General features: G+C 40.0%; 15 protein-coding genes and 1 pseudogene. 2 read left to right on the top strand and 14 right to left on the bottom strand.

All coding sequences use genetic code 11. The features are described from left to right. Window positions 1-808 (bottom strand): transposase (locus tag IEV74_RS10765; protein ID WP_188455381.1); only part of this gene is annotated, 808 nt, incomplete at its 3' end. 194 nt (window positions 809-1,002) lie between these two features. Beyond that, on the bottom strand, window positions 1,003-2,022 hold the full coding sequence (locus IEV74_RS10760) for an alpha/beta fold hydrolase (RefSeq protein ID WP_188455398.1): 1,020 nt from the start codon (window positions 2,020-2,022) through the stop codon (window positions 1,003-1,005). Window positions 2,023-2,164: 142 nt separating this feature from the next. On the opposite strand from IEV74_RS10760, the gene IEV74_RS10755 reads away from it, so the two are divergent. Beyond that, entirely contained in the window at window positions 2,165-3,073 is a 909-nt protein-coding gene (locus IEV74_RS10755) for a LysR family transcriptional regulator (RefSeq protein WP_188455380.1), read from the top strand. Window positions 3,074-3,535: 462 nt separating this feature from the next. Here IEV74_RS10755 and IEV74_RS10750 read toward each other — a convergent pair. The 4 genes and pseudogenes from IEV74_RS10750 to IEV74_RS10735 form a co-directional block, all read right to left on the bottom strand. Beyond that, window positions 3,536-3,651, bottom strand: a pseudogene (locus IEV74_RS10750) (cell wall hydrolase); the annotation flags it as partial. A 238-nt stretch (window positions 3,652-3,889) separates the two neighbouring features. Next, the gene (locus IEV74_RS10745; protein WP_188455379.1) at window positions 3,890-4,600 is read right to left on the bottom strand and encodes an FAD-dependent oxidoreductase; all 711 of its coding nucleotides are present in this window, start codon (window positions 4,598-4,600) and stop codon (window positions 3,890-3,892) included. Window positions 4,601-4,664: 64 nt separating this feature from the next. Then, window positions 4,665-5,078: an SRPBCC family protein gene (locus tag IEV74_RS10740; RefSeq protein WP_188455378.1), complete on the bottom strand. Its 414-nt coding sequence runs from the start codon at window positions 5,076-5,078 to the stop codon at window positions 4,665-4,667. After that, window positions 5,075-5,404: an ArsR/SmtB family transcription factor gene (locus IEV74_RS10735; protein WP_188455397.1), complete on the bottom strand. Its 330-nt coding sequence runs from the start codon at window positions 5,402-5,404 to the stop codon at window positions 5,075-5,077. The genes IEV74_RS10740 and IEV74_RS10735 overlap by 4 nt, the downstream gene beginning before the upstream one ends. Before the next feature lie 251 nt (window positions 5,405-5,655). Here IEV74_RS10735 and IEV74_RS10730 point away from each other — a divergent pair, with 251 nt between their 5' ends. Further along, window positions 5,656-6,537 (top strand): alpha/beta fold hydrolase, encoded by an 882-nt coding sequence (locus IEV74_RS10730; protein WP_188455377.1) that lies wholly within the window; start codon window positions 5,656-5,658, stop codon window positions 6,535-6,537. Window positions 6,538-6,843: 306 nt separating this feature from the next. Here the strand turns inward: IEV74_RS10730 and IEV74_RS10725 are convergent, their stop codons facing one another. The 8 genes from IEV74_RS10725 to IEV74_RS10690 all read right to left on the bottom strand — a co-directional run bounded on the left by IEV74_RS10725 (window position 6,844) and on the right by IEV74_RS10690 (window position 14,532). Next, window positions 6,844-7,278 (bottom strand): cell wall hydrolase, encoded by a 435-nt coding sequence (locus IEV74_RS10725; protein WP_188455376.1) that lies wholly within the window; start codon window positions 7,276-7,278, stop codon window positions 6,844-6,846. Between the two features lie 176 nt (window positions 7,279-7,454). Next, complete coding sequence (locus IEV74_RS10720) at window positions 7,455-7,982, bottom strand: chromate transporter (protein WP_188455375.1); 528 nt, start codon at window positions 7,980-7,982, stop codon at window positions 7,455-7,457. A 2-nt stretch (window positions 7,983-7,984) separates the two neighbouring features. Continuing rightward, window positions 7,985-8,566 (bottom strand): chromate transporter, encoded by a 582-nt coding sequence (locus IEV74_RS10715; RefSeq protein ID WP_188455374.1) that lies wholly within the window; start codon window positions 8,564-8,566, stop codon window positions 7,985-7,987. Window positions 8,567-8,600: 34 nt separating this feature from the next. Next, a complete protein-coding gene (locus tag IEV74_RS10710; protein ID WP_188455373.1) occupies window positions 8,601-10,214 on the bottom strand; it encodes a gamma-glutamyltransferase family protein in 1,614 nt (537 codons plus the stop codon). Between the two features lie 55 nt (window positions 10,215-10,269). Then, window positions 10,270-11,241: an ABC transporter ATP-binding protein gene (locus IEV74_RS10705; RefSeq protein ID WP_308418992.1), complete on the bottom strand. Its 972-nt coding sequence runs from the start codon at window positions 11,239-11,241 to the stop codon at window positions 10,270-10,272. Further along, window positions 11,216-12,064, bottom strand: a complete 849-nt coding sequence (locus tag IEV74_RS10700; RefSeq protein WP_188455372.1) for an ABC transporter ATP-binding protein — start codon at window positions 12,062-12,064, stop codon at window positions 11,216-11,218. The genes IEV74_RS10705 and IEV74_RS10700 overlap by 26 nt, the downstream gene beginning before the upstream one ends. An 8-nt stretch (window positions 12,065-12,072) precedes the next feature. Further along, on the bottom strand, window positions 12,073-13,620 hold the full coding sequence (locus IEV74_RS10695; protein ID WP_188455371.1) for a glutathione ABC transporter substrate-binding protein: 1,548 nt from the start codon (window positions 13,618-13,620) through the stop codon (window positions 12,073-12,075). Between the two features lie 15 nt (window positions 13,621-13,635). Further along, window positions 13,636-14,532, bottom strand: coding sequence for an ABC transporter permease (locus IEV74_RS10690; protein ID WP_188455370.1), 897 nt, complete (start codon window positions 14,530-14,532; stop codon window positions 13,636-13,638).

Raw genomic sequence — 14,532 nt, 5'->3', positions numbered from 1 at the left:
TTTCACCAGTATTCGTAACGATGGTTGCAAGATTATCAATTCCTAAGTCAATCGACAGGTAACGATTCTTGGACTCTCTTGATTCTTGTGTTGGAGGACCTGCGAAGATAATTTCAACTACATACTGACCATACTTTGGGATAACTCGAACTTGTTTTAGCTTCCCCTCTATCCAACCCAATTTACCGATATTTAATCGTTCCTTTGTTTTGGGAAACTTCAAAAACTTATGATCCCTTATCACGCAATCCTGGTTGGAAAATGTTACTTCTTTTTCTTTCGAACGGCTGTATCCCGGGATTTTTGGTCTAGCCTTGAACTTAGAAGGCGTGTTTCTATATTCCCGTAAACTTGCATAAAATGATTTCCAGTTTTGGAAAACTACTTTCATAACCCATTGGCTTGATTGAACTGGTAAAGAACGATAATCGTCTTGATCCATTGATTTAAAAAGAGCATCTATAACGTTATAATTGATATATGGTTTTTCTTTTGTTGGCTCTTCAAATAAATTGCATGTAACTTCTTTTCTCTTATCAATAGGTATTGCTTCTTCTTTTACCACTTTCTTTCGATAAGCAACGAGTTGATTCGCATTGATTTCAGGTAAGTGAATTCGAATATTATCCAGCACTTCTTTTTGAAGAGGTTGCAATGCTTTTTCTTGCGTGAGAGCAGTATATACTTGTCGTATATAAAAGTTTGTCGTATTATGCATATTCTTCGCGTTTTGACACATTTCCTCAAAGTATCCATACATTCGATGTCCTTTTTTTACCCAAATTTGCATCGTTTTATAGCCTGCCATTCGCCCACCCCCCAAACATATGTTTCTGTATAATTTATATTACCAATAAAAGGGTGCTAAATCAATTAATAAAACCGCCAATTCACCTCCGACCTAAAATTACTTCCAATTTTTGAGGAAGGAGTCCTCTTGGCTAGTGTGATAGAAGCAAATTAACTATGTCTTAAAGGATTGTGCATTCCTCGGCAAGCTTTCTATCCACTTTTAGGAAGCGACAAAAGACGTTTCAGGTTGTCATCAATAAATTTGTTATCGGCACTATTAATTCCACGGCCGGCAAAATGGCCCCAAATTGACTCGATTGGCTGGAAAACAGCATTAGGCATAAGCTGTGCCTCGTATTCGTTTTCGTCTGCTATGCAGAAAAGGTCCGTGCTTCCTGGCATAATGAAGGCTGGTGCTTTAATGCTTTGGAGTGCCTTATCGAAATCTCCGTTATAGGAGGGATTTGCACTAAGATCCGCATGTTGGCCAGTCCATAACATGGCGAGAACATTGTGCGGGTCCATCCTCATAAAGCTATTTTCCCAGACACCGGACACAAAACCTTCCAATGAATCATATCCTATTTCTCGATAAAGCTCCTCCCGGTAGAATGCCTGCGATATGCCCCATCCCGCATAGACACGACCAACAGCGCGCATGTCTTTAGAGGTCAGCTGGTTAAGTTTGCTTGAATCAAAGTCAACTGCAGCCATGAGGGCAGCTTTCATTCCGTCCAGAACCACATACGTTTGCGGCCAGGTCTTTGCGCCACCGCAGAATGGTGCAATGCGTTCCACCATTGCCGGATAGCTTGCACCCCATTGGAATGATTGAACACCACCCATTGACCAACCAACTACGAGAGCAATCTTTTGAATGCCGAATTTTTCGGTCACCAGCCGATGCTGTAATGTAACGTTGTCATAGATGGTCACTTTTGGAAAATTAGCCCGGTCAAATGGCTGGGGTGTGTTACTTGGAGAGGAAGAAAGCCCATTGCCCAGCAGATTGGGAACTATAATAAAATATTCCCTCGGATCTAGTGCCATGCCATTTCCAATCAGCCATTCGTTTTGATCATGCTGGTCGCCAAAAGCAGTTGGATAGACGATGACATTATCTTTCTTTTCATTTAATGTTCCATAAGTCTTATACGCAAGAAATGCATTTGGTAACGTCACTCCTGATTGCAAGGTTACGTCACCCAAATCAAAAATCTCATAATCCATTGTAATTCGCTCCTTTCGAAATGAAACCATTCATTTAGAATGTATTTCTTGTTGTTAGTATAGATCAATGGTACCATCAATACAAGTGAATAAATTTAAACGTCACATTCAATTTTATTGATAGTAAAAGGAGGAACGCATGATGGAATTACGTCAACTGAAAACGTTCCAAACAGTTGCTTCAACTTTAAATTTCACTCGGGCTGCAGAGGCGCTGAACTATGTCCCCTCCAATGTCACGATGCAAATAAAAGCATTGGAGGATGAGCTTGGCGTTCGTCTTTTTGACCGTTTGGGTAAACAGCTCGTGCTCACAACTGCTGGAAAGCGCTTTTTAACCCATATCCAAGTCGTTTTAAACAAATTGGATGAAGCTCGCAGCTCCGTTCATGACACCGAAAATCTAGGCGGCACCCTTACGATAAGCGCCAACGAGGTTCTTTGTGCCTATCGTCTTCCAGATGTCTTTCACCTATTTCGCTCACGTTATCCTGGAGTCCGTCTCATTTTCCGCTCCGTTCCCAATCAGGAGCTCAAGCAAACGCTTTTTGAGGGAACAGCGGATGTTGTATTTATGCTTGATGAACCAATACGTTCAAGCGGTCTTGCGGTGGAACCGTTACTAGAAGAAACTTTCCGCTTTTTCGCAGCACCGGACCATCCACTTGCAAAACAAACTGTACTGCAGCAAGGCGATTTTCACGGTGAAGTGTTCTTGGTAAATGAAAAGGGCTGTACCTATCGAACCATGTTTGACCGGTCATTTGAGCAAAAGGGTATTGATAGTATTACGTATTTAGAGTTTCAAAATGCAGAAGCGATTAAACAATGTGCCATTACGGGAATCGGTATAGCCTTTCTCCCTGAAATAACCACGAAAGCAGAAGTTGAACGCGGCGAACTTGTGGCACTTCCATGGCAAATTCCGGAACTGCATGTCTATACACAGATGCTATGGCATAAAGACAAGTGGCTATCCCCAATCCTGTCAGCTTTCATAGAGGCAGCAAGGGAAATTATTGCTGCAGAAGATGGGAATAAAGCCGTTTAGCCTGATAGGGAATCAATTACGTTATAAGGTCGAATTGTGATTATTCATGTAAACTTTACGGTTGTGTATCAATATTTTGATTTTGAATATATAGTGTATCGTAAAACCTTCCATGCTGTTACATGGATCGGTCACAATAGATCGAACCCCATCAAGAGGGGCAAGGCACACTTAGAGACAGTAATCCCTCAATGGCCTACACAAACACAAGAGGGGTTACTTTTTTATTTTTATCGGACATAATAAACGCTATTAACATGCCGAAAGATACCATCAGCATTAGAACGCTCATTATATCCACAGGCTCCACCTCCCTCAACAAAAAATACAATTTCCATGGTAAATCAAATAATTATGTAAAAAGGACGTTAAAAAATATGTTCAATCCTAATCCAACATAGTACAAACCACAAAAAATAAACCCATGAAATCAAAATCCTCAAATTTGATTTCATGCGGTCCATTAACAATTACATTTCCAACATATAGCATACCCTGTTTTCCTTCGCCTACCGCTTCTCCCTCGTTATCCTAGCCATTAAGGCAACATCTGAACTTTTGTATTTTACTTTTGCCATTTTTTCACCTCAAATATAGTATGAAAAAAAGCTTATATTCAAGTTATTGTTTATAATAATGCTTTATGTTTTTACGGAATATCTCTATACAGCACCTAAAATACAGGAAAAAATAGGCCAATTTATCAGTTTTTTACTGAGAAATTAGCCATAACAGTAGCTCCCGTTAATTCCATCCTAGTCAACTATTCTTCCATTCGACCTATGATAGATTTGCAAGATGCGGTATTGGGTGCCGCTAATATCCAAAAAAGGCATCTTTTTTAATATTACGTTTTGAAATATTATTATGTTGCAAGTGGTCTGAGATGGAAGTGACCATGGACTTCGGGCCGGCAATAAAGTATTTGCCATTGTTCGTATTGGAGGCAGCAAAAGCATCTATCTCCTGATGTAATTCTTCCCTGGAATCAAGGTACGTTACCTTTATTAATGGATTATTATTTGCAATCGTATCAAATTCATCTTTAAATAGATATGTCCCATCACTATCCATATATAGCAGGTTAATTTGCTGCTCAACCCTATTTTCTTCTGCCTCCAGTTGTTTTAAAATCGACCGGAATGGCGTAATCCCCATTCCACCCGCGATCAAAAGGGTAGGTTTATGGGGCTCCTTTACATAAAAACCCCCTACAGGTCCAGCCATCTTTATTTTCATTCCCTTTTCCAATTCCATTAGTGCCTTTTTAAATTCACTTGGGCTATCACTGATTTTTGTTGTTATTTTAATGGTATTCTCTGTGGGAGCGGCAACCAAACTGAATGGCTTAATCGGATTTTTAATCTTTTTATGGGTAATTGTAAACAAACCATGCTGTCCTGCTTTCCATTCCGCATCTTTATCTTTATCAAAGACAAATGTATATACATTTTCAGATTCCTTATAGCTTTCTTTAAATATTAATTCTCTTTTATTGAATATCCCAAAGATATCTTTAAAACTCATGATTGATCTCCTTTTCCTATCCCGTTTAATTCAGTAAAGGATGATGATTTTAGTCCGAATGAGATTATTGTTCCAACACTTTCTCAAGCTGTTCACCAAACGTCATCCAACTATATTTAGCTCCCTCGATGGCTCCTTTTCTTGCTTTCGTTTCTTCACTAAATCCAGATTGATCAAAATGCAGATGAGTGGTTCCATCTGATTCCTTATTCAATGTCCATGTAATCGTAGTGGTTTCGCCTGCACTGGCCCAAATGTAAGATAATTTATGAGGCTCCTCCACTTCAAGTACCTCACAATCAACAATTCCATTCCACCATTCATTCGGCTCTGCCCGAAATTGAAATTTATGTCCCACAACTGGTTTAAAATCATTTTCCCATATCCATTTTGCAAGCATTTCCGAATCAGTTAATGCGTGCCACACCTGCTCGATTGAACTTGTAAATTGAAAATCTAATGATACATCCGCTTTCATTCGTTATCCTCTCCTAATAAGTTTTTTAATCGGTCCACCCGATCAATCCAAAATTTCTCGTAAAAAGTCACCCAGTCTTTGATTTCCTTTAAGGGATCAGCATTTAGCCGATACCTCGTTTCCCTGCCTGCCTTTCTGCTTGTCACAAGTCCGGCCTCTTTTAAGATTGCCAAATGCTTGGAAACTGCAGTGCGCCCCATGTTGAAATGAACAGTTAAATCATAGAGCGGCAGTTCATCCTCGTCGGCTAGCAAGCGAAGCAGTTTACGCCGTGATGAATCCGCCACTGCATCATAAACGTCTCTTTCCACTCCCTTTTCGTTCAATACCACTCTCCACCCCCTCTAATAAAATAAAACGGCACTAAATGGTGTCCTATTTGATAATAATCATACGACACCATTTAGTGTCATGTCAAATTTATTATAATAAGGGACTCATTGTGCATTTGGCATCGGTAAATAATTGTCTGATAGTCTGCTTCTGGAAAAGATCGATGAATAAAAACTAACATGACACACTGTTGTCATATTTTACAGGCTATACTACTGCTAAGTTACTTTTAAGGAGTGAGAAAATGGTAAATACGGAAATAGGCACAAAACCACACTTCACACATAGGAAAGTTATGGTCAGTGGAATCCCTATCCATGTAGTTGAAAGTGGCTCTATTTCAAAGCCGGCACTATTTTTTATTCATGGATGGCCAACTTGCTGGTTGGAGTTTGAAACTGTTATGACGATTCTTTCTGAGGATTATCATGTAATAGCCATCGATTTGCCAGGGATTGGAGAATCAGAGGTTCCACTAAAATCTTACAGCAAGCGCACTATTGCAGCATGTGTCCGTGGTGTTATGGAAACTATGGATTTAACCGATGTCACATTAGTCGGATGTGATGTAGGCGGGCAGATCACCTATGCCTTTTTGAAGAATTACCCAACTATAATTAGCCGTGCGGTCATTATGAATGTTGTCATCCCTGGAGTTGAACCGTGGGATACGGTAAAGAGCAACCCTTACATTTGGCATTTTGCTTTTCATTCTATACCTGAATTACCTGAACGGCTTGTTTCTGGTAATGAATTTCTGTATTTTTCCTATTTTTATGATGTATTAGCAGGAAAGGATAAGAAGATGGATGATGCTCGCAAAAAATTATATACCGATGCCTATATCCGCCCAGACGCTTTGAAAGCGGGATTTGATTTTTACCGGTGGTTTCCTCAGGATCAAAAAGATAATGTTGCTTTAAAGGATCAAAAGGTGTCCATTCCTGTTCTTTACCTGCGCGGAGAAGATGAACAGATAGATATTGAAACATACATGAGGGGGTTTTCTGAAAACGGCTTCCAGCATATCAAAGCAAAAGTAATTGAAAACTGTGGGCATTTTTCCGCAGAAGAAGAGCCTGAAAAAGTTGCAGGCGCAATAGGTGAATTTATAAAGGGCTGCTAAAGTTAAATAACTGTTTAGCCCGGCTATAAGCAGGGCTAAACAGCATTACTTTAAAATAGGAGAATTGAACCCATCTCTTTTACTATACAATTGTGCCAAATGCAGAGGATCATTTTTTGGAAATAACATTCCTGTGCAACATGGAACACAGGATACTAAACCCTTCTATTCTTTCGTGGTTATGGGTTCGCAGGTACTACCACAACATCAGAGCATTTTAATATAATCTTTATAAGATTAATACAAAAATTATTGACCTTGTTCACTAACGCAGCAAGCTTTTTTCTAAAAATGTGATAAAATGACTCAATAAACACTGGGACAGGTTCCGGCCGCTGGTTCATAATAACAATGATTTTTAAATTGACCGGTTAAAGGTTGGCCGTACCAAGTTGGAGGACATGGGGCATATGGATTGAAATACCAGAGAGCAAATTTCGCCGGATGCTGCCTCCAAAAATTCAAATTCTTTCTTGCCAGCTTTTTTTCACTTTCTCTCGCTCGTTGATAAAATACATTACCCTTCTGGACAGCTTCAAACGAATAATTTCCTCCCTGTACTTGAAAAATGACTTCACGAATTGTTCGTACATCTTTAAAATCTAAACAATCCGCTTTCGTTCGGTTAACAATTACATTTCCAACATACAGCATCCCTTGTTTCCCCTCACCCACTGCCTCCGCTCTCATCATCCTTGCCATTAAATTAACATCTGCACTTGTATATTTTACGATTGACATTTTTATTCACCCCAAGACATTATATGAAAATAGCCTGTTTTAATATGTCATTAAATAATGCTTCTTTTAAATGCCATCGGTTTTATGTATGAAGGATGAATCTATCCCTCATGTGCGCCAGCCCGGTGCCGAGGGGTCATTTCCAGATTGACCTAAACTCTTAGTATGATTAGGTATTACAATAAAAACCCGCCATACACAAAAGCTGCACCAATTACAAATGCTGGATGCACCCTCATTCGCTCAATTAATAAATAACTGCTGATTATAATGAAAGCTGTCTGCCAAAAACCAATTCCTACATAGGACTCTTGGAAAAATCGCCATGCCATAATACCAAGTAAGATAGCAATAACCGGGCGAACGTACAATGTTAATCGTTTTACCTTACTCGAATCTTTATGTTTATAAAGTACTCCTAATAATAAAATTAGTATTATTAGCGAAGGTGCAACAGCAGCAAAAACACCAACCAGAGACCCTAGAATGCCTCCCTCATCATAACCGATAAAACCTGCCATTTTCGTTGCAATCGGCCCAGGTAATGAATTAGCAAGCGCAAGCATTTCACTGAAATCCTGGACATTCATCCATTCATATCGCTTTACAACTTCATTTTCTACAAGTGGAATGGAAGCAGGTCCACCGCCATAGCCAAGAATTCCCGGGATAAAAAAGGCTAAAAATATGTGCCAATACTTCATTGTTAACTCCCTTTCTTAACCCTGACATTTTGTTTTGTTTTTTGCTCCGATTTATCCTTTTTAACTAAAGCAGCAACGAGTAAGAGTCCGATTAGAATCCCAGGATGTACACCTGCAACATACAGCAATACAAAAATCACAACAGACATCATACTCGTCTGTAACCAGCCCATGCCTTGTACAGCTTTATGGAAAAACTGCCACGTTAACACTGCTAGCATCACACCAACTACTGGTATAACAGCTGCCGTCATTCCATTAACCCAATGTAAATCCTTAATGGATGATAATGAAGTAAGAAGGACAATCATCAAAACAATTGTCGGTAGAATAGTAACTAGAATAGCGTTCAGCATTCCCCAAAATCCGGATACCCGATACCCGATATATCCTGCTAATTTGGTAGCAATCGGACCAGGCAATGTATTAGCCAAAGCTAATATATCCCCAAAGTCTTCATCACTCATCCATTTATATTTGTCTACCACTTCTTTGTGGATTAGTGGAATGGAACCTGGTCCACCACCATATCCAAGCATAGCAATCCTAAAAAATGCTATAAAAATATCCCAATGCTTTTTCATAAACAACATTCCTTAAGATTATTCTTGCTGGCTGTTACCATGCAGCAACAGTACCGTCAGTTCTTGATTCTGTACCACCTATTAACACACCCGAATCGGGATCCCGCCAGATAATCTGCCCACGCCCAAAACTGTTTGGCTCAAGTGCAATTCGAACATCATGACCCTTTTCCGCTAAACCTGTTGCAAGATGATGCTGAAATCTGTTTTCAACCTCGACCGTTTTTTCTTTCATCCACTGCCAGCGTGGAGCATCTAAGGCCGCTTGTGGATTTAGTCCAAAATCAATTGTATTCATAACGACTTGAACATGTCCCTGCGGTTGCATAAATCCTCCCATTACCCCAAATGGACCAATGGGCTTCTCTCCCTTTGTTAAAAATCCTGGAATAATGGTATGATAGGTTCTCTTGCCGCCTGCTAACGCGTTTACATGATTGGGATCCATTGAAAAATTATGCCCTCGGTTTTGCAAGGCGATCCCTGTACCTGGAACAACTAACCCGGAACCAAACCCCATATAGTTACTTTGTATAAATGAAACCATATTACCTTCATTATCGGCCGCTGCCAAATAAACAGTTCCACTTAAAGAAGGTTCGCCAGCTTCAGGAAGTAATGCCTCCACACCAATAAGCTTTCTGCGTAATTCCCCGTAATCTTCGGATAATAAATCACTCGTTGTGCACGTCATACAATTTTCTTCGGTTACGTGTTTATGCCCATCCGCGAATGCTAGTTTTATAGCTTCAATTTGCTTATGATAGGTGTCTGCAGATTCTTTTTCGGCAAATTTAAATCCTTTTAATATATTTAACGCCTGTAGTGCGATAATTCCCTGTCCATTTGGCGGGATTTCCCAGACATCATAGCCTCGATAAGTAACATTGATTGGTGTTACCCACTCCGCTTCAAATTCTGCAAGGTCCCCGGAGGTTAAGTAGCCGCCATTTTCCTTTGAAAAACTGGCAATTCTATCAGCTAACTTCCCCTTATAAAACGACTCTGCATTTGAATCAGCTATTGCCTGCAGTGTCTCCGCATGATCAAGTGATGACCATATTTCACCAGTTTGCGGTGCTCTTCCCCTTGGTGCAAATGTATCAAACCAATTGGTGAAAACGTCATCCTTTAGTTCCTTTTTAAAAACATTGTATGTCCTTCCCCAGAACCTGCTTAATGTCGGAGAAACTGGAAAGCCTTCAGATGCATACGTAATAGCAGGCTTTAACACCTTCGTTAATGGCAGCTTTCCAAATTTATTGGAAAGCTCTGCCCATGTACCAGGTGCACCTGGTACAGTAACAGGTATCCATCCATACTTTGGAATTTCTTCGTGCCCTGCCTCCTTCACAGCATCGATGGAAATACTTTTAGGTGATCGGCCGCTTCCATTTAGTCCATGTAATTCACCCTTCGTCCAGACTAATGCAAAGGCATCTCCGCCAATCCCATTAGAAGTTGGTTCAACAACCGTAAGACATGCTGCTGTAGCTATCGCAGCATCTATTGCATTTCCACCTTGTTTCAATATATCTAATCCAGCCTGGGAAGCAAGCGGCTGAGATGTTGCTACCATCCCATTTTTTGCATATGTTGCATTTCGTGTATTAGCATATGGATACGATTGATGGTTAAAAGAAAACATGTTAAAACACTCCTCGCATGAACTAAATTTTAAATCTTATATTCAATAAGCAGTATCAAACTTCATGACATGCAACAAAATGCCCCTCCTCTATTTCGCGCCATTCCGGAACTTTTAGCTTGCAATGCTCCTGTGCCAGCGGACATCGGGTATGAAACGGACAGCCCGATGGATAGTTGGAGGCACTTGGCAGATCTCCTTCTAACTTTATAGGATTCTTCTTACGTCCTGGTACGGGACGAGGTATTGCCGATAACAGTGCTCTCGTATATGGATGCATTGGATTTTTGTATATTTGATCTGATGACCCTAATTCCACCATAGTTCCGAGATACATTACCAGAACTCGATTGCACATGTGCCGAACAACACCTAAATCATGTGAAATAAACATATATGTCAATTTATACTTCTTCTGTAATTCTATTAAGAGCCTAATAATTCGCGCTTGTACCGATACATCGAGTGCTGATACTGCTTCATCGCATATAATTAATGACGGATTAAGTGCAATTGCCCGGGCAATACCAATTCGCTGTCGTTGCCCTCCGCTAAATTCATGTGGATATCGATCATAATGTTCTGCTTCTAACCCAACCTCCACTAAAAGTTCACGAACCCGCTTTTCCCGATCTTTTTTTGATAAATCGGTATGAATTATAAATGCCTCTTCCAATGCATTGCCGATTCGTTGCCGCGGGTTTAAAGAAGCAAAGGGATCCTGAAATATCATTTGCATATCCTTTTTATAACCTTTTAATTTGCGATCGGATAATCCTTCAATATTCTCACCACGAAATAGAATAGAGCCGTTTGTGAGCTTTTCTAACCCCAGAACTGTTCTGCCAAAAGTTGATTTCCCGCAGCCAGACTCCCCAACAATACCTAGCGTTTCTCCCTCGTACACCTTCAGACTAACATTTTCAACTGCTTTCACATTTGCCTTTGTCCGCTGCAGTATCCCGCTTTTTATAGGAAAATACTTTTTCAAATCCTTCACTTCAAGAAGAGGCTGATGATTTTCCATGTATATTCACCCCCTGAAGCCAATTTTTACTGTCATCATCTACATTTGGCACTGCTGCCAAAAGTCCTTTTGTGTAAGAATGCTGTGGGTGATTAAATATACGGTGCACATCACCCATTTCGACAACTTCACCGGCATACATTACCATAACTCGATCAGCAATCTCAGCTACTACACCCATGTCATGTGTTACAAATACAACGCCCATGCCCATTTGTTCTTTTAAATCATCAATTAAATCTAAAATTTGTGACTGGATTGTTACATCTAATGCTGTAGTAGGTTCATCGGCAATTAGCAAGGACGGCTCACATGCCAGTGCAATAGCGATCATCACCCTTTGTCTCATTCCACCGCTTAGTTCATGAGGAAACTGCTTTATCTTTTCCTTTGGGTTTGGTATTCCTACCTTTTTAAGCAATTCAATACTAACGAGTGTGGCCTCTTTTTTAGACATATTTAGATGTATCATTAATGGCTCCCGAATCTGAAATCCAATCGTGAATACCGGATTGAGAGCAGTCATTGGCTCTTGGAAAATCATCGATATTTCGTTTCCTCTGATCTGCTGCAGCTGTTCTTCCGTTTTACCCACTAATTCATCGTCCTTCAAACGGATTGATCCTTCAGTAATTTTCCCATTCGCAGGTAATAAACCCATTATGGATAAGGCAGTAGCACTTTTTCCACTTCCAGATTCACCAACAATACATACTGTTTCTCCCTTTTCCACAGTGAAAGAGATACCTTTAACAGCCGAGAACATACCTTCTGCTGTTTTATATTGTGTAACCAGATTTTCAACTTGCAGTAACCTTTCCATACGTAACCCTACTTTCTGCTAACATTATAAAGCGACCATTTACCAGTAGGGTCAACAACTAATCCACTAACAGATTTATCATAGGCAGCTGTTACCGTACCATGCTCCATCACTATCCAAGGTGCATCCTTTATTGCCATAATATTCGCTTCATGTAATTTTTCTTTACGAACCTCTTGATCAACAGTTGAACGTGATTCTTGTACTAATTTGTCAAATGCTTCATTGTTATATCTGCTGTAATTAGAGGAATCGATATTATCAGAATGCAGATTTGGATATAACAATTCACTTCCATCAGCCGTACTGTTTGACCAGCCCAGGAACGTCATTTCATAATTTCCCTTTCTGGCAGTATCTAGAAAAGTTGCCCATTCCATTGTTTCGATTTCTACAGAAAGACCAATTTCCGTTAATTGTGACTGAACAATCTCTGCCATTTTCATATAATTATCGCGATTTGCTGCTAATAGTGTAACTTTTTGACCACTATATCCATTTTCTTTAATCATTTCCTTAGCCTTTTCCTGATCAAATGGATAGCCCTCATTTTTAGCTTCCTCGTTGTAACCGAACACTTTTGGACCAATAATGCTTTCATTGTACGTTCCTAACCCATTTAATTGTGCAACATATGCTTCTTGATCAACACCATAAGCAACGGCTTGTCTAAATTCTAATTCATTAAATGGAGCCTTCTCCATATTAAAACCGAGATAAGATACACGTGTCCCCTCAGACTTTTGTACCTCTGCACTTTTAATGGACTCAATTCTCGGAAGCTGGTCTGAAGGTAATGCATCGATAAATTGAACTTCTCCTGTTTCCAGCATTGAAATCGCCGTCGAAGTCTCTGGAACCACCTTAAACGTAACCTTTTCTAACGCTGCCGGTTCACGCCAATAGTCTTCATTTCTTTTTAATGTTATATGGTCACCTTCAACCCACTCCTCAAAAACAAAAGGACCGGTGCCTACAGGATTCTTACCGATATCGCCTTCTTTATCAGCTTCAGGGCTAACAATGGCGGCATTTGTGTGACTTAGAGCCGCTAACATCGGTCCATAAGGCTCCTTCGTTTTAAGAACAACGGTATATTCATCTTTTGCTTCAATGGACTCTATCGGTGCAAGCAATGATGCCCTAGGTGCAGCCCTTTCCGGATCTTTAATTTGTTCAAAGGTATATTTTACAGCCTCTGCATTGAATGGAGTACCATCATGAAAAGTAATTCCCTCGCGTAACTTGATCACCCATGTATTATCATCCGGTGTTTCATATGATTCTGCTAGTAACGGCTCTGGTTCTAATGTTTTTGGATCCTGTGTAAATAACGTTTCATAGATTTGCCCCGTAACATTTGATGAAACGGAATCATTTGTATCAATTGGAGATAGCCCAGCAGCATCACTCGTGGATGCATATGTAAGTTCTGAAGCCGCCTCGCCACTACTTGTCCCACCGCTTTTACTACTGCTCTTATCGCTGCATCCAACGACAGCAAATGCTGCGATTATCAAAAATGCAATAAACTGAAAATAACGCTTGTTCTTCATTATAAGACCTCCCATTTATAAATCTATCTCCATATTTGGATCTAATGCATCTCTTAATCCATCACCTACAACATTGAATGCGAAAACAGTCAGCATAATAGCTATCCCTGGAATGATTGACATATGCGGTGCAGTCCACATAAAGTCCTGACCAGCAGCAATCATTGCGCCCCATTCAGGTGTTGGCGGTTGAGCTCCTAGACCCAGGAAACTCAAAGCAGATGTCGATAGAATCGCTGTAGCCATCCTCATTGTTGCAAAAACAATAATAGGCGCTGTACAATTAGGCAATATATGTTTAAGCATAATTCTTATATCACTTGCCCCCAACGACTTCATGGCCAAAATATATTCTTGCTTTTTAATCGATAAAACACTTCCTCTTACAATTCTTGCACAGCCAGGAATAGACCAAATACTTATTGCAATTACAACATTTACTAGACTTGTTCCTAACATTGCAATAATTAACATAGCTAGAAGAATACCAGGGAAGGCAAACAATAAATCCACAATCCGCATGACAAACCCATCAATTCTTCTATAAAATCCGGCTAGAAGACCCAGCGTAAGGCCTCCAATTAGTCCTAAAGCTACGGATGACAATCCTACAATGAGAGATATCCTGGCTCCATAAACCAACCGGGACCACATATCTCTCCCGTAGTTATCTGTTCCAAGAATGTGCCCTTCCTCTCCGATTCCAAGCTCCGTCACTGCCAAATTTTGCTCATATGGACCATAACTCGTTAAAAAAGGAGCGAATATAGCCAGAATGATTTGTATGCTGACAATAATAATTCCTATAAATGCTAGTTTATTCTTGAGTACCCGTTTAAAAGTTTGAACAATATACCTTTCCTTTTTCTTAGGTGCTGCATTTTTCTCGTTAAACACTACCTCTGCAGACAC

This window comes from Virgibacillus oceani (assembly GCF_014638995.1).
Classification (GTDB): domain Bacteria; phylum Bacillota; class Bacilli; order Bacillales; family Amphibacillaceae; genus Virgibacillus_E; species Virgibacillus_E oceani.
Note: the sequence above shows the minus strand (reverse complement) of the source record. Positions and strands in the feature narration are given on the sequence as shown.